The organism is Nocardioides sp. SLBN-35 (assembly GCF_006715725.1).
Classification (GTDB): domain Bacteria; phylum Actinomycetota; class Actinomycetes; order Propionibacteriales; family Nocardioidaceae; genus Nocardioides.
Genome location: NZ_VFNU01000001.1, coordinates 4424104 through 4445101, shown reverse-complemented (window position 1 = coordinate 4445101; position 20998 = coordinate 4424104). Strand labels below are relative to the sequence as shown.

Annotated in this window: 21 protein-coding genes; 13 read left to right on the top strand and 8 right to left on the bottom strand. The window is 72.6% G+C overall.

Going from position 1 to position 20998, the window contains the following annotated elements; all coding sequences use genetic code 11:
- Positions 1-19: 19 nt before the first annotated feature.
- From FBY23_RS21505 to vapB, 3 genes are read right to left on the bottom strand one after another with little or no spacing between them, the layout of a single operon-like run.
- Positions 20-835, bottom strand: a complete 816-nt coding sequence (locus tag FBY23_RS21505) for an RDD family protein (protein ID WP_141800002.1) — start codon at positions 833-835, stop codon at positions 20-22.
- A 25-nt stretch (positions 836-860) separates the two neighbouring features.
- The gene (locus FBY23_RS21500) at positions 861-1262 is read right to left on the bottom strand and encodes a PIN domain-containing protein (protein ID WP_141800001.1); all 402 of its coding nucleotides are present in this window, start codon (positions 1260-1262) and stop codon (positions 861-863) included.
- Positions 1259-1492, bottom strand: a complete 234-nt coding sequence (vapB, locus tag FBY23_RS21495) for a type II toxin-antitoxin system VapB family antitoxin (RefSeq protein WP_141800000.1) — start codon at positions 1490-1492, stop codon at positions 1259-1261. Before vapB ends, FBY23_RS21500 begins: the two co-directional genes overlap by 4 nt.
- A gap of 59 nt (positions 1493-1551) precedes the next feature.
- Here vapB and FBY23_RS21490 point away from each other — a divergent pair, with 59 nt between their 5' ends.
- The 7 genes from FBY23_RS21490 (at position 1552) to hemQ (ending at position 9940) form a co-directional block, all read left to right on the top strand.
- Positions 1552-2556 (top strand): stage II sporulation protein M, encoded by a 1005-nt coding sequence (locus FBY23_RS21490; protein ID WP_260806144.1) that lies wholly within the window; start codon positions 1552-1554, stop codon positions 2554-2556.
- Between the two features lie 294 nt (positions 2557-2850).
- A complete protein-coding gene (locus FBY23_RS21480) occupies positions 2851-4284 on the top strand; it encodes a DUF222 domain-containing protein (RefSeq protein ID WP_141799998.1) in 1434 nt (477 codons plus the stop codon).
- 12 nt (positions 4285-4296) lie between these two features.
- On the top strand, positions 4297-5637 hold the full coding sequence (locus FBY23_RS21475; protein WP_141799997.1) for an NAD(P)/FAD-dependent oxidoreductase: 1341 nt from the start codon (positions 4297-4299) through the stop codon (positions 5635-5637).
- A gap of 61 nt (positions 5638-5698) precedes the next feature.
- Complete coding sequence (locus tag FBY23_RS21470) at positions 5699-6412, top strand: hypothetical protein (RefSeq protein ID WP_222117900.1); 714 nt, start codon at positions 5699-5701, stop codon at positions 6410-6412.
- Between the two features lie 59 nt (positions 6413-6471).
- Positions 6472-8523, top strand: coding sequence for a sensor histidine kinase (locus tag FBY23_RS21465; RefSeq protein WP_141799996.1), 2052 nt, complete (start codon positions 6472-6474; stop codon positions 8521-8523).
- A complete protein-coding gene (locus FBY23_RS21460) occupies positions 8520-9188 on the top strand; it encodes a response regulator transcription factor (protein WP_141799995.1) in 669 nt (222 codons plus the stop codon). Before FBY23_RS21465 ends, FBY23_RS21460 begins: the two co-directional genes overlap by 4 nt.
- Before the next feature lie 20 nt (positions 9189-9208).
- Positions 9209-9940: a hydrogen peroxide-dependent heme synthase gene (hemQ, locus tag FBY23_RS21455; RefSeq protein WP_141799994.1), complete on the top strand. Its 732-nt coding sequence runs from the start codon at positions 9209-9211 to the stop codon at positions 9938-9940.
- On the opposite strand, the gene FBY23_RS21450 is transcribed toward hemQ, so the two are convergent.
- The gene (locus FBY23_RS21450; RefSeq protein ID WP_160158325.1) at positions 9889-10593 is read right to left on the bottom strand and encodes a DUF998 domain-containing protein; all 705 of its coding nucleotides are present in this window, start codon (positions 10591-10593) and stop codon (positions 9889-9891) included. The genes hemQ and FBY23_RS21450 overlap by 52 nt on opposite strands.
- A complete protein-coding gene (lysX, locus tag FBY23_RS21445) occupies positions 10590-13865 on the bottom strand; it encodes a bifunctional lysylphosphatidylglycerol synthetase/lysine--tRNA ligase LysX (RefSeq protein WP_222117899.1) in 3276 nt (1091 codons plus the stop codon). The genes FBY23_RS21450 and lysX overlap by 4 nt, the downstream gene beginning before the upstream one ends.
- A gap of 184 nt (positions 13866-14049) precedes the next feature.
- Here lysX and FBY23_RS21440 point away from each other — a divergent pair, with 184 nt between their 5' ends.
- Genes FBY23_RS21440 through msrB form a run of 3 tightly spaced genes read left to right on the top strand, consistent with a single transcriptional unit; the run spans position 14050 to position 15356 of the window.
- Entirely contained in the window at positions 14050-14499 is a 450-nt protein-coding gene (locus FBY23_RS21440) for a cysteine dioxygenase family protein (protein ID WP_141799992.1), read from the top strand.
- Positions 14496-14915, top strand: coding sequence for a rhodanese-like domain-containing protein (locus tag FBY23_RS21435; protein ID WP_260806136.1), 420 nt, complete (start codon positions 14496-14498; stop codon positions 14913-14915). The genes FBY23_RS21440 and FBY23_RS21435 overlap by 4 nt, the downstream gene beginning before the upstream one ends.
- 36 nt (positions 14916-14951) lie before the next feature.
- Entirely contained in the window at positions 14952-15356 is a 405-nt protein-coding gene (gene msrB, locus FBY23_RS21430) for a peptide-methionine (R)-S-oxide reductase MsrB (RefSeq protein ID WP_141799991.1), read from the top strand.
- Here msrB and FBY23_RS21425 read toward each other — a convergent pair.
- On the bottom strand, positions 15328-16077 hold the full coding sequence (locus FBY23_RS21425) for a TetR/AcrR family transcriptional regulator (RefSeq protein WP_141799990.1): 750 nt from the start codon (positions 16075-16077) through the stop codon (positions 15328-15330). The genes msrB and FBY23_RS21425 overlap by 29 nt on opposite strands.
- A gap of 268 nt (positions 16078-16345) precedes the next feature.
- On the opposite strand from FBY23_RS21425, the gene FBY23_RS21420 reads away from it, so the two are divergent.
- The 3 genes from FBY23_RS21420 to FBY23_RS21410 are packed head-to-tail and all read left to right on the top strand — an operon-like array spanning position 16346 to position 20177.
- Positions 16346-17812, top strand: a complete 1467-nt coding sequence (locus tag FBY23_RS21420) for an MFS transporter (RefSeq protein ID WP_141799989.1) — start codon at positions 16346-16348, stop codon at positions 17810-17812.
- Positions 17813-17853: 41 nt separating this feature from the next.
- Positions 17854-19068 (top strand): zinc metallochaperone AztD, encoded by a 1215-nt coding sequence (gene aztD / locus FBY23_RS21415; RefSeq protein WP_222117898.1) that lies wholly within the window; start codon positions 17854-17856, stop codon positions 19066-19068.
- A 17-nt stretch (positions 19069-19085) separates the two neighbouring features.
- On the top strand, positions 19086-20177 hold the full coding sequence (locus FBY23_RS21410) for a DNA polymerase domain-containing protein (protein WP_141799987.1): 1092 nt from the start codon (positions 19086-19088) through the stop codon (positions 20175-20177).
- On the opposite strand, the gene FBY23_RS21405 is transcribed toward FBY23_RS21410, so the two are convergent.
- Positions 20174-20434, bottom strand: coding sequence for a hypothetical protein (locus FBY23_RS21405; RefSeq protein ID WP_141799986.1), 261 nt, complete (start codon positions 20432-20434; stop codon positions 20174-20176). The two genes, FBY23_RS21410 and FBY23_RS21405, sit on opposite strands and share 4 nt — an antisense overlap.
- 30 nt (positions 20435-20464) lie before the next feature.
- On the bottom strand, positions 20465-20992 hold the full coding sequence (locus FBY23_RS21400; RefSeq protein ID WP_141799985.1) for a hypothetical protein: 528 nt from the start codon (positions 20990-20992) through the stop codon (positions 20465-20467).
- Positions 20993-20998: the final 6 nt, after the last annotated feature.

Genomic DNA, 20998 nt, shown 5'->3' with positions numbered 1-20998 from the left:
TACCCAGCGGACCTCGGCGTCACCCCTCCTCGGTCAGCAGTCGCCGACGCAGCCGGTCGTCGCGCCGCAGCCGGGCCAGGTCACGCTCGCGGCGCTCGGCAACCACCGCCATCAGCACCAGCTCGGGCGGTGCTCCGGGAGGCGGGGGAGGGGCGACGTACGGCGACACGTCGGCAAGCAGTGCTCGCCCGACGCGGTCGCGGGAGACCGGGTCGAGCGTGGGGAGCCGGCCGAGGAACTGGCGCACGGCCAGCGCGGTCCCGGTCGGCAGCGCCGCGAGATCCGTCCTCCGGGCCCAGGCCGCGAGCTGCGGCGGCATCGGCGGCGGTGGTGCCAGCCGCAGCGGGACCCGCTCGCGCACGACGTACGTGCCGGCGGCGTAGTCCCCCAGCCGCTTCCCACGGGTGCTGAGCATGATCGAGAAGAAAGCGGGAGCCCCGGAGAACGCGTAGATCTCGACGAACCCGATGAGTGCGCGCACCAGCGCGTGCTGGAAGCTGATCGGCCCGCCGTCGTCGCGGACCGTGCGCAGCCCGAGTGCCAGCTTGCCCACGGAGCGGCCGCGGGTCAGCGTCTCCAGCGCTGTCGGGATCACCAGGAACGTGACGACCGACGTGAGCACGATCCCCGCGCCGAGCAGCGCCTCGTCGTGGGCGACCGACGCACCGACCAGCAGCAGGATGTAGAGCAGGATCAGGGTCACGACCGTCACCAGCACGTCGATCAGCCCGCTCGCCATCCGCAGGCCGAGCGACGCGGCCGGGAGGTCGAGCGCCACGCCCTCGCCGGTGACCAGGTCGTCGGCGGTGACGGTGGCGAAGTCGGACGCCGTCATGCACAGAGCCTAGGACACGCCCTCCTCACCATCGCTCGACGCGCAGACCTTCGACACGGTGGAACTCGCGCTCGTTGCGGGTCACCACGATCAGGCCCCGCGATCGGGCATGCCCGGCGATCATCACGTCGTAGGCGCCGATCGGAGTGCCGCGTCGGGCGAGGTCGGCACGGATGTCGCCGGCATGGGCGGCGGCGTCGGCGTCGAATTCGAGGAAGTCGACCGCCGCCGCGAGCTCGTCGACCGCTAGGGCGTTGCGGGCCGCCTCGGTGCTGCGGGCGGCGCCGAAGCGAAGCTCGAACAACGAGACGGCGGACGCAGCCACCGGACCTGCGGCCCTCCATCGCTCGCGCAGCGGGAGATCGCGCTTGCGCAGCAGTTCGATGGCGACATCGGTGTCGATCAGGTGGCGATGGCGCGGGATCATGCCCAGACCCGCTCCTGCGGGACGGCCGGCTGCTCGCGACCGAAGTCGTCGCTGATCCGCAGCTCGCTGTCCCAGAAGGCGTCGACCCGGGAGCCTGCGGGTCGGATCACCCGAGTGTCGCCGACCACGTCGATCTCGACCTCGGAGACGGACTCGTCGAAGGCGACGGCCTTCGGGAGGCGTACGGCCTGGGTCCGGTTGGAGAGGAAGAGTCGGGTGATGACGGACATACATCGAGTATATACGTGGTTCGACCCGTCGGCCGCCGATCACCACCTAGGTTGTCCCCATGCCCCGCATCGACCTCGACGCGTACGTCGCCACCCACGCGGGGTCCTGGACGCGCCTGGACCAGCTGGTGCGCCAGCGCCACCGCACGGGCGCGGAGGCCGACGAGCTGGTGGATCGCTACCAGCAGGTCGCGACCCACCTGTCCGTCGTACGCACCTCGGCGCCCGACGGCGAGCTGGTGGCCCACCTGTCCTCGCTGCTGGGGCGGGCGCGGATCGCGATGCTGGCCTCGCGGGTGCCGAGCTGGCGGGGGTTCGCGGGGTTCTTCACCGAGAGGTTCCCGGCGGCGCTCTACCACCTGCGCTGGTGGTGGCTGGGCTGCCTGGCGGGCAACGTGGTGGTCACCGCGGTGATGATGATCTGGCTCGGCCAGCACCCGCAGGTGGAGCAGAACCTGCTCTCGCCGCAGGAGGTCGACCAGCTGGTCAACAGCGACTTCGAGAGCTACTACAGCGAGAACGCGGCCGGTGCGTTCGCGACCCACGTGTGGGTCAACAACGCCTGGGTGAGTGCGTTGTGCATCGCGCTCGGGATCCTCGGGCTGCCGGTGCTCTACCTGCTGTTCCAGAACGTCGCGAACCTCGCGATCGTCGGCTCGATCATGATCCGCCACGACCGCGGCGAGCTGTTCTGGGGGCTGATCCTCCCGCACGGCCTGCTCGAGCTCACCTGTGTCTTCGTGGCGGGCGGCGTGGGCCTGCGGCTGTTCTGGTCGTGGGTCGAGCCCGGGCAGCTGTCCCGTGCGCAGTCGCTCGCCCGGGCCGGGCGTACGTCGGTCACCGTCGCCCTCGGGCTGGCGGTGTGCCTGTTCGTCAGCGGCATCATCGAGGGCTTCGTGACGCCCTCGCCACTGCCGACGTGGGCCCGGATCGCGATCGGCGTGCTCGCCGAGGTGGTCTTCCTCGCCTACGTCTTCGTCGTCGGCCGGGCCGCGGCCTCCCGCGGCGTCACCGGCGACGTGTCCGCCTCGCTGCTGGAGGACCGGGTCGCGACCCAGGCCTGATCTCCTGGTCCGGTGGTTGAGGTGCGAGGAGCGCCAGCGACGAGCCTTCCGGTGGTTGAGGTGCGAGGAGCGCCAGCGACGAGCCTCGAAACCTCCGGGCCATCGGCGCGAACTGTCCGTTGGGCTTCGGGTGCGTAGCCGGTTGCGTTCCGAAAGGCAGCGACGAGGAAGGTCGGGAGGTGGCCCGGTTCCGCGGTCGGCCTTCGGTCCGCGCGCCTCGAAAACCCCCTAGAAACAAGGGGAAAGTCCGCGAGAGGCCTCGCCGTTCGAACATGTGTGCGATAGAATGGACGCATGATCTCGGACCTCTCGGATGCCACACCGGAGCAGCTGCTCCACGCGGCCGAGGACGGTGTCCGAGATCGTCGGATGGCCGAGGTCCGGCAGCTTGAGCTGCTGCTCGCGTGGGCCGGCCTGCACTCCGGTGACCCGCAGGCCGAGCCCGACGCGGTCCCGGTCCGGTACGGCGGGCCGCGACTCATCACCCTGGGCGGGGACGGCACCCCGGAGGTCGCCGACCTCGCACTGGTGGAGATGGCGATCGCCCGGCACGAGCACGTGCTCTCGACCCGTGGCGCCCTGGCCGACGCGTTCGACCTGCGCCACCGCCTCCCCACCGTGTGGGCCGGTGTCCGCGAGGGACGTTGCGAGGTGTGGGTGGTGCGGCGGGTCGCACGGATGTCCCACACCCTCGACCGCCACCAGATCCACATCGTCGACACCGCGGTCGCTGCTGCGTTGGACCAGGCACCATCCCGGATCCTCGCCATCGCGGAGGCCAAGGTGATCGAGGCCGACCCGGTCGCCCACCAGACCCGGATCGAGAAGAACCAGAACGACAAGGGCGTCTGGTACCCCAAGGCGCGTCCCGGGTCCCAGGTCGACGACGCCGACAACGCCGACAACACGGCAGGGATCGGGACGGTGTTCGCGCGGCTCGACGAGGCTGACGCCCTCGCCCACCAGCACACGGTCGACGACCTCGCTGCCGCGCTGGCCGAGCACGCCGAGGTCCCTGAGGGTGCCGAACCACTGTCGATGGACCACTGGCGGGCCGAGGCGTTCGCGATGCTCGCCGACCCCGCTGCCGTCCTCGCGTTCCTGAACGGCATCGACGACACCCCGGGCACCTCGGAGGTCGAGGAGGTTGCGCAGCAACCGTCACGAGACCCCCGCCGGTCCGCGGAGGTCGTCGTGCACGTCTCCCTGACCGACACCGGCGCCCTCGGACCCGTTGCGCGGGTCGAGGGCCTCGGCCCTCGGCTCCTCACCCAGGTGAGCGACCTCCTGGGTCGCCACGCGGCGATCAGCGTGCAGCCGGTGATCGATCTGCACACCGGACGGTCGGTCAACGGCTACGAGCACCCCACCGACGTCAAACAGCGCACCCAGCTGAGGACCGTCGGAGACGTGTTCCCCCACGCCACCGGCCTCTTCATCAGAAACGGCCGGGCACCGGACCACGACCACACCGTCGCCTACGACAAGCACGGACCACCCGGCCAGACCGGCGATCACAACGACACCCCGCTCACCCGGCACCACCACCGCGCGAAGACCCACCTCGGCTACACCGTCCTGCAGTTGGGCCCCGACAAGTGGATCTGGGGCACACCCCACGGCCTCTACCGCCTCGTCACCGGCGGCGGCACCCGACCCATCACCCAGGCGGAGTACCGCCTCCACGCCCAGCAGGCCCTGGCACTCTCTGCCGACTTCGCCGCCTGAGACAATGCGGCCATGAAGGCAGTCGTGGTGGGAGCCGGGATCGCCGGGCTGACCTCGGCCCGCGCGCTCGCCGAGGCCGGCAACGACGTGCTCGTCCTCGAGGCGACCGACCGGCCGGGCGGCAAGCTGCGCGCCGGTGAGGTCGCCGGCGTGAGGGTCGACGTCGGCGCCGAGGCGATGCTCCACCGCCGGCCCGAGGGCACCGCGCTCGCGGCCGCGCTCGGCCTACCGATCACCCATCCCACGGCGGCCACCTCCCGGGTCTGGACCCGCGACGCGCTGCGCCGCCTGCCGCGCACCGTGATGGGCGCGCCGCTCGACCTCGACGACCTCGCCGCGACCGGCATCCTGTCCGCCGACGGCCTCGACCGCGCCCGGCACCAGGCGGTGCCGCACCCCGACGGCGACGTCTCGGTGGGCGACCTCGTCGCCCAGCGGTACGGCGACGAGGTGGTCGACCGGCTCGTCGAGCCCCTGCTCGGCGGGGTGTACGCCGGCCAGGCGCGCCGCATCTCCGCCCGCTCCGCGGCACCCCAGCTCCTCGACCTGCTCGCCCGCGACGAGGTCACTGCTCCGGCCCCGCCCACCGACGCGCTCCCGGTGTTCGCGAGCGTCGACGGTGGGATGTGGCGCCTGCCCGCGGCGCTCGAGGCGGATCTCCACGACCGGCCGAATGCCGAGGTCCGCTACGACACCCCGGTGACCGCGGTCCGCCGTGCCCCTACCGGCTTCGTGGTCACCACCTCCACCGGTGACGAGGCCGCCGGCCTGCTCGTGCTCGCCACGCCCGCGGCGCCGACCGCCCGCCTGCTCGCCGACCTCGCCCCCGGCGCTGCGACCGAGCTCGAGGAGATCGCCTACGCGAGCGTCGCCCTGGTCACCTTCGCCTTCCGCGGCGACGACCCCGGTGTCGCCGACGCGCTCGACACCGGCGCGTCCGGCTTCCTGGTCCCGCCCGTCGACGGCCGCCGGGTGAAGGCGTCGACCTTCTCCTTCGCCAAGTGGGACTGGGTGCGCGACGCGGGGGAGGGCCTGCTGGTCCTGCGCACCTCGCTCGGCCGGTTCGGCGAGGAGAGCAGTCTCCAGGTCCCCGACGAGGGGCTGGTCCGCGCCTCGCTCGCCGACCTCGAGACAGCCACCGGTCTCACCGCGGCCCCCGTCGACGCGGTCGTGCAGCGTTGGGGCGGCGGGCTGCCGCAGTACTGGGTCGGCCACGCCGACCGGGTCGCCCGCATCCGTGCCGCCGTCGCCGAGGTCCCCGGGCTCGCTCTGTGCGGGGCGGCGTACGACGGCGTCGGGATCCCGGCCACCATCGGCTCCGCCCAGCGTGCGGTCGCCGGCCTGCTCACCTGACCCACCAGGTCTGCCCCGTTGTCCCTGTCCCGCGGGACACCGGGCCCGCGAGGGTCCTGCCATGACAGCTCAGACCCACGTTCCCCCGACCGCACTCGACCACCCCGCGCCGCAGGACCAGCCGGCCGCGCGGCCCCCGACCCGCTGGGCCCTGGCGGGTCTCGGCGCCGGCCTCGCCGGCCTCGGCGTGATCGTCTCGTCCTCGATGGTGAACGCCGTCTACGACGAGAAGAACGCCGGCGACGCCGAGGCCATCTCCGAGGCGCTCGGCGACATGGTTCCGCAGATGCTCGCGTTCCATGTCTGCGCGATGATCGCCGCCGTCCTGATGATCCCGTTCGCTGCGGGCCTGTACCGCCGGCTCAAGGCGACCAGCCCGGCCGACAGCGTGCTCCCGCTGGTCGCGTTCTCGGGGGTGCTGATCACGGCGGTCGTGCTCATCCTGGGCTCCGGCCTCGACACCGAGTTCATCTTCGCCGCCGGCGACCCCGACATCGTCGTCCCCGAGGACGCCGCGATGTTCAACCACTGGATCGGCACCATCCCGTGGTGCTGGGGCCTGCTCGGCCTGTCCGGCATCACCCTGTTCGGCGCGGCCCGCCACGGCGGCGTACCGAAGTGGATCGGCCTCGTCGGCCTGGTCGGCGGCGGCCTGACCCTGCTGCTCGGCATCTCCCCGCTGCAGTACATGGCGGGCATGACCGGTCCGATCGGCCTGCTCGTCATCGCGCTCGGCTTCCTCGCCGGGGACAAGGCGTTCCGCGGTCGCTCGTGAAGCACACCAATTCGGCCGGTCCGCACCGTGGGGGTGCGGACCGGCTGCACAATGTGCCGGTGCAGGATCCGGCCGAGACCCGCCCGCGCGGCCCGCGGGCCGTCGCGGCGCTCGTCGTACCCGTCCTCTGCGTCGCGATGGTGCCCATCGCCTTCTGGCTCGACATGGGCGCGCCGACCTCCGGCCCCGGGTACGACGTCGCCGGCGGCCCGGGGTGGCCGTGGACGCTGATCGGTGCATTGCTCGGGGTGCTCGCCTCCGTCATCCTGGTGCGCGAGCCGCGGCAGCGGGTCGGCTGGGTGCTCGCGGGCTCCGGCCTCTTCTGGGCGCTCGACGGGCTGTCGCAGAGCTACATCCTGTCCGGCCTGCGGGAGACCGGCGCCTGGCCGGGGATGACCTTCGCGCTGTGGTTCCTCAACCGCTTCGGGTCCTACCTGACCTCGGTGACCGCGGTGCTGGTCATGATCTTCCCGACCGGGCGCTTCCTGCCCGGCCGTTGGGGCACGGCGTCGTGGGTCGCCACGGTCGCGATGGCGGTCAGCGGCCTGTGCTTCCTCGTCATCCCGGCCGAGGGCGATCGCGCGATCCCCGGCCTGCCGGCCGGCGTCGACGAGGACCCGACCTCGATCACCGCCCTCTCCGGTCACGGCGACCAGGTCGCGACGATCGGCCTCGCGCTCGGCGTCACCGGCTTCTTCTTCGCGCTGCTCACCGTGGTGGTGCGCTACCGCCGCTCCGCCGGCCTGGACCGCGACCGGATGCGCTGGCTGCTGTGGAGCGTCGTCGTGGTCGTCGCCGTCAGCGTGGGGACCCTGGCCTTCTCGGTGCCCGAGGGCGACTTCATCGGCGCCATCGTGGCCTCGGTCGTGCCGCCGATGGCGATGACGATCGCGATCGTCCGTCCGACGCTCGTGTCGATCCAGGACCTGCTCGCCCGCACCTCGGTGCTGGCCGCCGTGTTCGCCGTGCTCGTCGCCGCCGACGCGCTGGTGCTGGGGCTGTTCACGCTGCTCCTCGACGACGAGCTCACCCGGGCCCAGGTGGTCGGGGTGGTGCTCGTCGTCTGCGTCGTCCTCTACGGCCCGCTGCGCCAGCGGCTCTCCGCCGGCGTACGACGGGTGATGCTCGGCGAGCGCGGCAACCGGTACGACGCCGTGGCCGGTCTCGCCTCGACGCTGGAGAACACCGACGACACCGTCGAGCAGCTCGCCGCCGTCGCGCGCGCGGTGGCCTCCGCCTTCGCGGTCCCGTTCGTCAGCGTGGAGGTCGACCGCGGTCACGGGGAACGGCTCGTGACGACCTTCGGCGAGCGCCCGGCCGAGGTCCGCACCCTCCCGATCACCTGGCGGGAGACGACCATCGGCCGTCTGGTCCTGCCGGCGAAGGGCCTGCGCAGCCGGCTCAGCGTGCGTGACGAGGAGCTGCTCGGCGACCTGGTCCGGCAGGCCGCCACCGCCGCCCGCACCAGCCAGCTCGCCGAGGAGGTCCAGCACAGCCGCGAGCGGCTGGTCACCGCCCGCGAGGAGGAGCGGCGCCGGATCCGCCGCGACCTGCACGACGGCTTCGGTCCCGCGCTGAGCGGCATCGTCTTCCAGCTCGAGGCCGCCCGGATGACCGTCGAGCGCGACCCGGCGCTGGCCCGCACCCAGCTCGAGACGGTCAGCTCCCAGGTGCAGGAGGTCGTCGCCGACGTGCGCCGCCTCGTGCACGACCTGCGCCCGCCCGCTCTCGACGACCGCGGGCTGGTCGGCGCCCTGCGCCAGCAGGCCGAGCACCTCGCCGTACCCCTCGACGTGACGGCACCTGAGGACCTCCGGCTCCCGGCGGCGGTCGAGGTCGCGGCGTACCGGATCGCGGGGGAGGCGCTCACCAATGTCGCCCGCCACGCCGACGCGAACGGTGCCCGGCTGCTCCTCGAGACCGCCGACGACACCCTCGTGCTCGAGGTCGTCGACGACGGACGCGGCATCCCGGTCGACCGGGCGGCCGGCGTCGGGCTCGCCAGCCTGCGCGAGCGTGCCGCCGAGCTCGGCGGCACCACCACCATCTCCAGCCCTCCCGGCGGCGGCACCGTCGTCCGCGCCCGACTTCCCCTGAGGAGCCCCGCATGACCGCCTCGGCCAGCCCGATCAGGGTGGTCGTCGTCGACGACCACCAGATCGTCCGCGACGGACTCACCTCGCTGCTCGGCGCGCTCGACGGCATCGAGGTCGTCGGCTCCGCATCCGACGGCCGCGAGGCGCTGCACGTCGTCGAGGACAACGCGCCCGACCTGGTGGTCATGGACATCCAGATGCCGCATCTCGACGGCATCGAGGCGACCCGGTTCCTCACCGGCCGCAATCCCGCGCTGCGCGTGGTCATGCTGACCATGAACGAGGACGACGACACGGTGCTCAGCGCGATCCGGGCGGGTGCCTGCGGCTACCTGCTCAAGGGCGCCGGCGCCGACGAGGTGCAGCACGCCATCCGCTCGGCCGCCGCCGGCGGGATGGTGTTCGGCGCGAGCCTCGCGGCCAAGGTCGCCGGCTTCTTCGCCGGCGCGCGGCCGGCCCAGCAGGTCGAGGACGAGCCGTTCCCAGAGCTCAGCGACCGCGAGCGCGACGTGCTCCAGCGGATCGCCGCGGGCCGCTCCAACGACGAGATCGCGGCCGCCCTCTACGTCTCCAACAAGACCGTGCGCAACACGGTGTCGGCCATCTACGCCAAGCTGCACGCGACGGGGCGCGCCGACGCCATCGTCAAGGCACGGGAGGCGGGCTACGGCCGCGACTGAGGCCCCGGCAGAATGGGGGCATGTCGGACCAGGACCCCCAGGCGCACATCAAGACCAACGCCGCGAAGATCAACGAGCTCAACGACACCGTCCGCTTCACCATGTGGTCGGTGTTCCGGCTCGAGCGGACGCTCGGCGCCGACGACGTCGTCCGGAAGAACGAGACCGCCGAGCTCGAGGCGTTCCTCGCGGACCTCGCGGCCGAGGATGTCGTGGTCCGCGGCCTGTACGACGTCGCGGGGCTGCGCGCCGACGCCGACCTGATGATCTGGTGGCACGCCGCCGACAGCGACCGGCTGCAGGATGCCTACCACCGGCTGCGCCGTACCGCCTTCGGGTCGCGGCTCGCGCCGGTCTGGTCGCAGATGGCGCTGCACCGCCCGGCGGAGTTCAACCGCAGCCACCTGCCGGCGTTCCTCGCCGACGAGCGCGCCCACGCGTACGCCGCCGTCTACCCCTTCGTCCGCTCCTACGAGTGGTACCTCCTCGAGGACGCCGAGCGCCGCCGGCTGCTCGCCGAGCACGGCCAGATGGCCCGCGGCTACCCGGACGTGCGGGCCAACACGGTCCCGAGCTTCGCGCTCGGCGACTACGAGTGGATCCTCGCCTTTGAGGCCGACGACCTCACCCGGATCGTCGACCTGATGCGGCACCTGCGCGGCTCGGAGACGCGCCGCCACGTGCGCGAGGAGGTGCCGTTCTACACCGGACGTCGCGTCGAGGTCGCGGACCTGCTGGCCCGGCTGCCCTGATCCGGCAGGAGCAGCAGCCAGGTCGGCGCCGCGGCCAGCCACACCGCGGTGAGGGTCACGCCCAGCCGCTGGACCAGGCCGAGGAGGGCTGCGCTGCCGTTGAGCAGCAGGGTCGCGGTCAGCACGGCGTCGATGGCGCCGCAGAGCGCGGCGCCGAGTCCGACGGCGAGCAGCGTGAGCCGACGCCGGTCCGCGCCGTCGCGTCGTAGCGCAAGGCTGCAGGTGAGCAGCACGAGCAGGAAGGCGAGCGTCTCCAGGAAGCTGGAGACGCCGTGCGGCTCGCTCACCTTGGCCCACCACGCCGAGGTGCCGGGGTCGGGAAGCGCCGAGCCGAAGGTGTACGACGTCGACAGCGGCACCGCCGCCTCGACGACCGCGCACACCGCGAGCACCAGGAGCGGCGCCCAGACCGCGGCGGTGCGCCGGGTGAGGGCCCACGACAGCGCCGCTCCCGCGCCGAGCGCGACCCCGGCGACGATGTCGGCGATCCGGAACACCTGGTGGTACGGCTGGCCGACCGCGGAGAGCTCGCTGATGAAGCTGGTACGCAGGTCGGCATCGACGGGCACGACGAGCTGGAGCACCCAGTCGGCGTACCCGAGCCCGCCGACCACCAGCAGCACGACCGCCAGGGTGCGCAACCGTGTGGTCACCACGCGGTCTCCTCGGCGTCCGGGCGGACCAGGGGGAAGGTGACGGTGGTGCGGATCGGGTCGCCGGAGAGCAGCATGAGCAGCCGGTCGATGCCCATGCCGAGGCCGCCGGTCGGTGGCATCCCGACCTCCAGCGACTGGAGGAACAGCTCGTCGGCGACCATCGCCTCCGGGTCGCCGCCGGCCGCGAGCAGCGACTGCTGCTCGAGGCGGCGGCGCTGCTCGACCGGGTCGGTCAGCTCGCTGTACGCCGTGGCCAGCTCCATCCCGAGGACCACCAGATCCCAGCGCTCCGCGAGGGCCGGGTTGTCGTCGCGCGCCCGGGTCAGCGGGCACACCGAGGTCGGGAAGTCGGTGTAGAACGTCGGCGCCACGGTCGCCGGCTCGACGAGGGCCTCGTAGAGCTCGAGCACGATCTGGTCCGCGCTCAGCTCGGCCCCCGCCACGTCGTGGGCCGCGGCCAGCTCCCGGAGCTCGTCCGCCGGGGTCGCCCAGTCCACCGCTTCGCCGAGCGCCTCCGACACCGCGTCGTGCACCGTTCGGACCGTCCAGGTGCCGTCGATGACGAGTTCCTGCTCCCGACCGTCGGCGTCGCGGTGCACGAGGACTGGTCGGCCGTGCACGGCCGTGGCGGCGGCGGTCACGAGCTGCTGGCACAGGTCCCGCATCGTCGTGTAGTCGCCGTGGGCGTCGTACGCCTCGAGCGCGGTGAACTCGGGGTTGTGGGTGCGGTCGGCGCCCTCGTTGCGGAACACCCGGCCCATCTCGTAGACCCGCTCGACGCCGCCGACGCACAGCCGCTTGAGATAGAGCTCGGGCGCGATCCGCAGGGACAGGGGGAGGTCGTAGGCGTTGCTGTAGGTGGCGAACGGTCGGGCGTTGGCGCCGCCGTGGACGGTGTGGAGCACTGGCGTCTCGACCTCGAGGTAGTCCTGCTCGTGCAGGGTCTCGCGGATCCCGCGCAGCACCTGGGCCCGGCGGCGCAGGTGCTCGCGGGCGCCGTCGTTCATGGCGAGGTCGAGGTGGCGCTGGCGGACCCGGTACTCCGGCGCCATCGGGCCGTTCACATGTCCGGGCAGCGGGTGGAGACACTTCGCGAGCATCCGCCAAGACGTGGCGAGCACCGACCGCTCGCCACTGCGACTGGTGCCGACGGTGCCGTGCAGCTCGACGAGGTCGCCGAGGTCGCAGTCGCCGACGAAGACCTCGATGTCCGGTGCGAGGGAGTCGGCCTGCAGGACGCACTGCACGCAGCCGTGCCAGTCGCGCAGCTCCACGAACACGACGCCGCCGTGGTCGCGGATCGCGACCAAACGGCCGGCAACGCTCACCGCTGAGCCGTCGTCGGCCGCGAGCGCGGCCGCGGTCGAGGTCGGCCGCACCCCGGCCGCGGGATAGGGGGAGCGGCCGGCCGCGGCCATGGCCGACATCCGCTCCAGGCGGATCCGGACCTGCTCGGGACGGCGCCGGCCGCGGGCCCGCAGCTCCTGGTGCGCCTTCACCGCGGCCACGATCTCGTCGGCGCGGTCGGCCGACAGGTGCTCGGGCTCGAGCGGCCGCCGGGTCCGGATCCGCTCCGGGATGTCGATGAAGCCCTCGGCTATGCCCGCCGCGACTCCGACGCGAGGGATCATCCGCGCGTCGTCGTAGCAGAGGAACCGGGGGAACCACGCGGGCTCGTACTTCACGTTCGAGCGATAGAGCGCCTCGAGCTGCCACCAGCGCGACAGCACGAGCAGCACCCGCCGCCAGCCGCGCAGCAGCGGGCCCGCGCCGATCCGCCCGCCCTCCTCGAAGACGGAGCGCAGGACGGCGAAGTTCAGGGAGATCCGGGCCACCCGGTGCTCCGAGCCGTGCTCGGCGATGGCGCTCACCAGGAACTCGATCACGCCGTTGGGCCCGGCCGGGTCGCGACGCATCAGGTCGAGGGAGATGCCCGAGGTGCCCCACGGCACGAAGGACAGCAGAGCGAGCACCGAGCCGTCGGGAGCGAGGGCCTCGGCGAGCAGGCAGTCGCCGTCGGCCGGGTCGCCGAGCCGCCCGAGCGCCATCGAGAAGCCGCGCTCGGGCTCGTCGCCGCGCCAGGCGTCGGCGAGACGGCGTACCTGATCCATCTCCTCGGGCGGCACCTGGTGGTGGCGCCGGATCCGCACGGTCACGCCGTGGCGCCGGGCGCGTCGTACGGCGCGCTGGATCGCGGGCAGCCGTGGGCGGCGCTGGTTGAAGTCGGCGACCTCGATGATGGCCTCGTCGCCCAGCTGCAGGGCGGTCAGGCCGGCGCGCTCGTAGTGGTGGGCGGCGCGTTCGCTGGCCCCGAGCACCGCAGGCGACCACCCGTGTTCGCGGGCGAGCCGCTGCCAGCGGGCGATGGCGTCGGGCCACGACCCCATGTCGCCGATCGGGTCGCCGCTGGCCAGGCACACGCCGACCTCGACGCGGTGAAGTACGACGGCCCGGCCGTCCTCGGAGAAGACGGCTGCCTTGTCGCGCCGGCTGGCGAAGTAGCCGAGCGAGTCGTGGCGCCCGTACTCGTCGAGCAGGGAGCGAACCGCGCGCTCCTCGGAATCGGTCAGCGTCGCGCGCAACGCCTGGGACTGGAAGACGACGGCGAACGACCCGAGCAGCGAGACCCCGCCGAGGAACCCGATCAGGTCGCTGACCCAATCGTCGGGTCGGCCGTCGAAGGCACGCGGGCCGATCACGCCACCGGTGGCCCGGTTGAGCGACCAGAGCAGCCGTTGGTCGGCCGGCAGCGTGCCGTGGAAGAGATGGAGGAGAAGGAAGCCGAGGCCGATGCTCAGCATCAGGCAGGGCACCAGGACGGCGATCGCCTTGAGCATCGACCGCGACCTGACCCGGGTGTTGAAGCCGGTCCGGGCGAGCAGCACCACGACGAGGAGCAGGGTGGCGACCGCGACCGCGACATTGCTGCGGGGGCGGGCGGTGAACTCACCCAGGGCATCGATGAGGTTGATGACGAGGACGCCGACCAGGATCCGCCAGCCGGCGCGCTTGCCGGTGCTGAGCGCGCCGGCGAGCAGCGCGAGGAAGGTGGCATAGGCGAGGTTGGGCAGGATCAGCAGCACGTTCTCGCTGACGGCGGTCAACGGCTCCCGCAACCCGTGGCGCAGCGAGGGGATCAGGGCGGCGACGGCGCACAGCCCGGCCCACACGGCCACCACGGTCGCGCTCGCCGAGGGGACCCTGTGGACCAGCGCGGCGTGAGCGCCGGCCAGCCAGGACGGAGCGGCAGCTGCCGGAGCGCGGGACACGCCGGAACCCTACGACTCCTAGGGTTTCGTAGCCCGACTTGAAAAGTCTATCGACTTACTCCACTATGGAGCCATGACCAGCCTCCTCCCTGTCCTGCGTGGTGCCCACCGGCTCCCCGGGTCGTGTTGTCGCTGCTGTTGATCCCCACCCCGATCCAGCACCGACACCACCCGGAGGAAACCCATGACCCAGCTCGCCGTCCTGCCCCTGCTCGAGGTGGTCCGCAACCACGCGGCCGACCCCGACCTGCGCCACCTCCTCGACCACGACCCGCACGAGCGCTCGTGGCTCCGCCTGCTCAGGACCGACGACTACGAGCTCTGGCTGATCTCGTGGCCGGCCGGTGCCGCCACCGACTGGCACGACCACGGCTCCTCGTCCGGCGCGTTCACCGTCCTGGAGGGCCGGCTCACCGAGCACACCTTCGACGGCGGGCTCCGGCTGATCGACCTGGGCCCCGGCGACGGCAAGGCGTTCGGTGCCGGCTATGCGCACGACGTACGCAATGCCACCGACGGTCCGGCCCTCTCGCTGCACGCGTACTCGCCGCGGCTGCACACGATGACCCGGTTCAGGTTCCACGGCGACCGCCTCGAGGTGCTCGGCGTCGAGCGCGCGGGGGAGGAGTGGTGAGTACCCTCGTCCCCGTGCGGTACGACGGCGTCGACGCCCTCCTCGCGGACGCCCGGTCCCGGCTCGACCGGGTCACCGCCCGCGCCGCCTTCCAGGAGCTGGTCGCCCTCGGCTCCCTGCTCGTCGACATCCGGCCCGCCGCCCAGCGCGCCCGCGAGGGCGAGGTCGCCCGCTGGCTGCCCGCCCTCGTCGTCGAGCGCAACGTGCTCGAGTGGCGCTTCGACCCGCGCAGCGACGCTCGGCTGCCCGAGGCGGCGTACGACCGCCGGGTGATCGTGCTGTGCCAGGAGGGCTACACCTCCTCGCTCGCCGCCGACGCCCTGCGCAGCATCGGCATCGAGCGCGCCACCGACGTGATCGGCGGGTTCGCCGCCTGGCGCGAGGCCGGGATGCCGGTCGCGGGCGTCGCTGCCTGAGCCCGGCCGGCGTGGGTGCCTGAGTACGCTGAAGCCATGGCATACGAGGTCGAGAAGACGGACGAGGAGTGGCGCTCCGAGCTCACTCCCGAGGAGTACCAGGTGCTCCGCAAGGCCGGCACCGAGCGGGCCTTCACCGGTGAGTACACCGACACCGAGACCACCGGCGTCTACCGCTGCAAGGCCTGCCAGGCCAAGCTGTTCGAGTCCGACACGAAGTTCCACTCCGGTTGCGGCTGGCCGAGCTTCTACCAGCCGATCAGCGACACGATCGAGTACCTCGAGGACAACACCCACGGCATGAAGCGGGTCGAGGTGCGCTGCGCCAACTGCGGCTCGCACCTCGGCCACGTCTTCCCCGACGGGTACGGCACCCCCACCGGCGACCGCTACTGCATCAACTCGATCAGCCTCAGCCTGGAGCCGGCCGACCAGGGCTGACCGCCTGGCGGACCAGGCCCAGGACCAGCAGGTCCAGGCCGGCGGCGAACTGGTCGAGGTCGTCGTGCCGGCGGAACTGGTCGGCCATCGAGCGGATCCACGGGAACTCGTCGAACTCCTCGCCCTGCCAGCGCTCGACGACGCGGTCGAGCTGCTCGTCCTTCGACAGGGTCGGGTCGACCGCGTTGTCCTGCGCCGACATCTCGGCGGCGACGCCGACGACGTAGCCCGTGATCGCGGTGCTGCCGTGGAACTGCTGGCGGGGGGAGAGGCCCATCGTCGCCAGGGCCCGCCCGACCAGCTCCCAGACCCGCAGCCCGTTGGGACGCTCCGCGCCGCCGAGCTGTGACTGGGCGGCGAGCCACGGGTGCTCGTCCATCTGCGCGAACAGCGCCAGCGAGATCCGCCGCACCGTCGCGGCCGCCTCGACGATCGCGGGGTCGTCGGTGGCGAGCTCGACCTCCATCGGGGGAGTGGGTACGTCGGAGGTCTCGGCCGCGGCGAGAGCGCGCCCGATCAGCGTGTCGCAGGCCAGGTCGAGCAGCTCGGCCTTGCCGGCGACGTACCAGTAGATGCTGCCGAGTCCGCCCCCGAGCTCGGCGGCCAGCCCGCGCAGGGTGAGTCCGCCGGCGCCCTCGCGGTCGAGCATCGCGATCGCGGTGTCGACGATCTGGTCGAGCGAGTGGGTCGCGCGACGGGTCGTCCTGGGGCGTCCTGGCATGCCGCCAACCCTAGTGTCGTGTCAGGCTGATTCGTCGCCACATCCGGCGGCCTGGCACGCACCTCGCGGCGTTGCCGACGCTTGCGAGACAACGCGGTATGGCTGCGCGCCGGCGCCTTGCGATGCACGCACCAGGACCACCGGCTGTGTCAGCGCTTCAACCTGACACGACCCTAGGGCGTCTTGACATTCTCGAACAACGTTCTATTCTCGAACAGTGTTCGACTCGAACAACGTTCGACCACTCTGATCCCGAAGGGAGGCCGTCATGACCACCGCCGCCGCGTCCTCGACGCCCACCACCGCGCGGACCGCGAAGCCCGCCACTCTCCGTGCCGCCGCGCCCGCGATCCTCGCCCTCTGCCTGACCATGCTCGTGGAGATGGTCGACAACTCCGTGCTGTCCGTCGCGCTGCCGACCATCGGGCGCGACCTCGCCGTCGGCCCCACCGGGCTGCAGTGGATCGTCGGCGCCTACTCGCTCACCTTCGGCGGCCTGCTGATGGTCGGCGGCACGCTCGGCGACAAGCTGGGCCGGCGCCGGATGCTGTTGGCCGGCATCGCCGGCTTCGGGCTGTCCTCCACCCTCGTCCTGCTCGCCACCGAGCCGTGGCAGCTGATCGCCGTCCGCGCGCTGTGCGGCGTGTTCGCCGCCCTCATCGCGCCCGGCACCATGTCGCTGGTCTTCCGGCTCTTCGACGACGAGGAGCTGCGCCGGCGCGCGATCGGGCTGATCGTCAGCGTCGCCATGGTCGGGGTCATGGTCGGCCCGGTCCTCGGCGGCCTCGCGGTGACCCACCTGCCGTGGCAGGCGCTGCTCGTCGTCAACGCACCCGTCGCCGCTGTCGCCTTCTGGGGTGTCGCCCGGGGGATCCCCGTCGACGACCCGGCCGAGCGCCGTACCGGCGCCGCGGACGTGCCCGGCGCGGTGCTGTCGGTCGCGATGCTCGGCCTGGGCCTGTTCGCCTTCACCCTCGGCGTCGACGAGGGCTGGACCTCGCCCGTCACGCTCGCCACCGCGGTTGCCGCGGTGGCGGCGGGAGTCGGCTTCGTAATGCGCGAGCGCGCGGCTGCGGACCCGATGCTGGACCTGCGGCTGCTCGGGCGTCGTACCGTCCGCGGCAGCGCCATCCTGCAGACCGGCGTGATGGTCGCGATGGTCGGCGTCATGTTCGCCGCGACCCAGCTCTTCCAGTTCGCCTGGGGCTGGAGCCCGCTGCAGGCCGGGCTCGGCACGCTGCCGATGGTCGCCGGCATGTTCGTCTCCGGGCCGCTCACCGATGCGCTGGTCGCGCGCCTCGGGCACCGGGCCACCGCCCTGGTCGGCAGTACGTCGCTGCTGGTCTCCCTGGCCGTGGAGTACGTCGCCCTCGGTGCCGGGTACCCGGTCTTCGCCGCCGGCATGCTGCTGCTCGCGGTCGCCATGCGCATGGTGATGACGACCTCGGCGGTCGCCCTGATCGAGGCCCTGCCCGAGGACCACACCGGCATCGGCTCCGCCCTCAACGACACCGCCCAGGAGATCGGCAACGTCTTCGGTGTCGCCGTGGTCGGCACCGTCACCGCCGCCGTCATGGGCACCTCGCTGCCGACCGGGCGCTGGAGCGCGGCCGTGGTCGAGGAGTTCCTGCACAGCCAGCGGATCGGCTTCGCGATCCTCGCCGGCCTGGTCGCGCTCATCACGGTGGTCGGGGGCCGCACCCTCACGGGCTCCCGGTCGACCGACGAGCACTGACGGCTTGACGTCCACATGGCTTGGGCATGAGAATCATTCTCATGTTGATCCGATCCGCTGTCCCTGTCGTCCTCGGCGCCCTCGTCCTCGCCGCGTGCGGCTCCGAGCAGTCCGCCCGTCCGACCTCACCCGCCCCGTCGCCCGCGACCGCCACCGAGGTCGACGGCCCGCGGCCCCGCCTCGCGATGACCTACGACGGCGGCGTGCTCGTCCTCGACGCCGAGACCGGGAAGGTCCTCCTCAACGAGGAGCGGGAAGGCTTCCTGCGGCTCAACCCCGCGGGGGACGAGCGGCACGTGCTCGTCTCCGGCGCCGGCGGGCTCACGGCGCTCGACACGGGGGCCTGGACCGAGGAGCACGGCGACCACGGCCACTCGTGGACCGCCGAGCCCCGGCTGACGGACTTCACCATCGCGGCCGAGGAGCCGGGGCACGTCGTACCTCACCACGGGCGGACCACCGTGTTCGACGACGGCACCGGGCAGATCACGGCCTTCGACCCCGCCGACCTGGCGGACGGCACCCCGGAGGTCGAGACCTTCCGGGCCGAGCAGGCGCACCACGGCGTTGCGGTCCAGGACGGCCACGGCAACCTGCTGATGACCGTCGGTGACGACGAGTCGCGCTTCGGCATCCGCCTGGTGACGGCGGCCGGCAGCGAGCTGGCGGCGTCCGACCAGTGCCCGGGCGTGCACGGCGAGGCCTTCGCCGGCGAGGTCGCCCTGTTCGGGTGCGAGGACGGGGTGCTGCTCGTCGAGGGCCGCGAGATCACCAAGATCGACGCGCCCGACGCGTACGGCCGCATCGGAAACCAGGCCGGTCACGAGAGCTCGCCGTACGTGCTGGGCGACTACAAGGTCGACCCCGACGCCGAGCTGGAGCGGCCGACCCGGGTGGCAGTCATCGACACCCGCGACGCGTCTCTCCGGCTGGTCGACCTGCCGGCCAGCTACAGCTTCCGCTCCCTGGGCCGCACCCCCGACGGCGACGCCCTCGTGCTCGGGACCGACGGTGCGCTGCACGTCATCGACGTCGACGCCGCCCGGGTGAGTGCCTCGGTCCCGGTCACCGCGGCCTGGCAGGAGCCGACGGACTGGCAGCAGCCGCGACCGCTGCTCGAGGTGGTCGGCGCCACGGCGTACGTCACCGAGCCGGCCACCAAGCAGGTCCACGTCGTCGACCTGGCCACCCGCACGGTCGTCGACACGCTCGACGTGCCGCAGGTGCCCGTCGAGCTCCGCGGGGTCGCCGGCTGAGCCCGTAGGCTCGCCGCATGGCGAAGACCGCGGCGGCGATGGTCCAGGCAGGCGACCGCGAGGTCCGGGTGTCGAGCCCGGACCGCGTGATCTACGAGGCGACCGAGCGCACGCCCGAGGTCACCAAGCTGATGGTCGCCGAGTTCTTCGTGGCCGTCGAGGACGGCCTGATGCGAGCGCTGCGCGACCGGCCGACGGCGCTCGAGCGCTGGCCGGACGGCTACCGCGAGGGCTTCCGGCTCTCGACCGGGTACGGCGACGACGGCGAGGGCTTCTACCAGAAGCGCGTCCCCAAGGGGGCTCCCGACTACCTCGAGCCGGTGCGGATCACGTTCCCGTCGGGCCGCACCGCCGAGGAGATCTGCCCGGCCGAGATCGCCGTACCCGTCTGGTGTGCCCAGATGGGCACGCTCACCTTCCACCCGTGGCCGGTACGACGGGCCGACGTCGACCACCCCGACGAGCTGCGCATCGACCTCGACCCCCAGCCCGGCACGACCTTCGGCGACGCGGTCCGGGTCGCGGGTGTCGCACGCGAGCTGCTCGCCGACCTGGGCCTCGAGGGCTACCCCAAGACCTCCGGCAACCGCGGCGTCCACGTCTACGTGCGGATCGAGCCACGCTGGGAGTTCACCGACGTGCGGCATGCCGCGATCGCGTTCGGCCGCGAGCTCGCCGAGCGCGACGGGCAGGTCACGACGGCGTGGTGGAAGGAGGAGCGGGGGGAGAGGATCTTCATCGACTTCAACCAGAACAACCGCGACCGGACCATCGCCTCGGCGTACTCGTTGCGGCCGAAGCCCGGCGCGCCCGTGTCGACCCCGATGACCTGGTCGGAGCTGGCGTCGGCGACCGATCCCGGGGCGTACAACCTGTTCACGGTGCCCGAGCGGATGGCCGACGGGGACCCGTGGGCCGGGATCGACGACACGGCGTACTCGCTCCAGCCGCTGCTCGACCTCTGGGACCAGCAGGTCGCCGACGGCGAGGGTGAGCTCAACTTCCCGCCGGACTACCCGAAGATGCCGGGCGAGCCGCCGCGGGTGCAGCCGAGCAAGAAGGTCGCCGAGCACTGGGACGAGGACGGCAACCGGATCGAGGGATCCTAGAAGCCTCGCACGACCTCCACCTCGCACAGCCGCGCGAGGTCCCCGCGCACCTGGCGGTCGAGGTGCGGGGCGTCCTCTGCGAGCATGAGGAGGGCCACCTCGCGCACGGCGCGGCCCGGGTGCGCGACACCCAGGCCGCGCACCGCCTCGACCGCGCCGTCGCACACGTCGAGCACGCGGTCACGCTCGGCCGGCACGAGGTGCGCGTCCGCGAGCGCCGCCAGGAGGCGGACGTCGAGGGTGTGCAGGGCCGACATGACCTGTCAACGACCTCCCGGGTCGGGGCGTTACGACTCCTCGTGCTCCAGCAGGTGGAGGACGGGTACGCCGAGCTTGCGCCGCGCGCGCGAGGTCCAGTCGACGTGGAAGAACTCGGAGACCAGGTGGGGGCGGGTGAGGATGATCGACTCCCGGCCGTCGACCTCCTTCACCTTGCCGATGAGGGCGTCGACCGGTGGCTCGGTGACGATCGAGACCGAGCCGATGATCGCGCCGGCGGCGACCAGGGCGTCGCGGGTGGCGGCCAGGTCGCGCTCGGCCTGCTCGCGGTACTCCCCGCGCAACCGCTCGATCTCGTCCGGCGACGGCGTGATCGGCGGGGCGATCAGGTCGGCGCCGCCGATGACGCCGAGCGAGGCCTCGACCGCGGCCGCGGCGTCCGCCATCGGCAGCAGCACGTGGTACTGGACCTCGATCGTCGGGTCGTCGTCGAGCTCCTGGTGCAGGCCGCGGACCTGGGCGGCGTCGGCGGCGGTGAGCGCCTGCTCGATGAGCAGGACGACGGCGTACGGTTCCTCGCGGGGAGCGGTGCTCATGACACC

Coding starts and splice junctions, on each gene's coding strand:
- FBY23_RS21505 (WP_141800002.1), bottom strand. CDS start 835: ATGACGGCGTCCGACTTCGCCACCGTCACCGCCGACGACCTGGTCACC.
- FBY23_RS21405 (WP_141799986.1), bottom strand. CDS start 20,434: ATGTCGGCCCTGCACACCCTCGACGTCCGCCTCCTGGCGGCGCTCGCG.
- FBY23_RS21470 (WP_222117900.1), top strand. CDS start 5,699: ATGACAGCTCAGACCCACGTTCCCCCGACCGCACTCGACCACCCCGCG.
- vapB (WP_141800000.1), bottom strand. CDS start 1,492: ATGTCCGTCATCACCCGACTCTTCCTCTCCAACCGGACCCAGGCCGTA.
- FBY23_RS21500 (WP_141800001.1), bottom strand. CDS start 1,262: ATGATCCCGCGCCATCGCCACCTGATCGACACCGATGTCGCCATCGAA.
- FBY23_RS21410 (WP_141799987.1), top strand. CDS start 19,086: ATGGCGAAGACCGCGGCGGCGATGGTCCAGGCAGGCGACCGCGAGGTC.
- FBY23_RS21460 (WP_141799995.1), top strand. CDS start 8,520: ATGACCGCCTCGGCCAGCCCGATCAGGGTGGTCGTCGTCGACGACCAC.
- FBY23_RS21400 (WP_141799985.1), bottom strand. CDS start 20,992: ATGAGCACCGCTCCCCGCGAGGAACCGTACGCCGTCGTCCTGCTCATC.
- FBY23_RS21475 (WP_141799997.1), top strand. CDS start 4,297: ATGAAGGCAGTCGTGGTGGGAGCCGGGATCGCCGGGCTGACCTCGGCC.
- FBY23_RS21420 (WP_141799989.1), top strand. CDS start 16,346: ATGACCACCGCCGCCGCGTCCTCGACGCCCACCACCGCGCGGACCGCG.
- FBY23_RS21440 (WP_141799992.1), top strand. CDS start 14,050: ATGACCCAGCTCGCCGTCCTGCCCCTGCTCGAGGTGGTCCGCAACCAC.
- FBY23_RS21490 (WP_260806144.1), top strand. CDS start 1,552: ATGCCCCGCATCGACCTCGACGCGTACGTCGCCACCCACGCGGGGTCC.
- msrB (WP_141799991.1), top strand. CDS start 14,952: ATGGCATACGAGGTCGAGAAGACGGACGAGGAGTGGCGCTCCGAGCTC.
- aztD (WP_222117898.1), top strand. CDS start 17,854: ATGTTGATCCGATCCGCTGTCCCTGTCGTCCTCGGCGCCCTCGTCCTC.
- FBY23_RS21425 (WP_141799990.1), bottom strand. CDS start 16,077: ATGCCAGGACGCCCCAGGACGACCCGTCGCGCGACCCACTCGCTCGAC.
- hemQ (WP_141799994.1), top strand. CDS start 9,209: ATGTCGGACCAGGACCCCCAGGCGCACATCAAGACCAACGCCGCGAAG.
- FBY23_RS21480 (WP_141799998.1), top strand. CDS start 2,851: ATGATCTCGGACCTCTCGGATGCCACACCGGAGCAGCTGCTCCACGCG.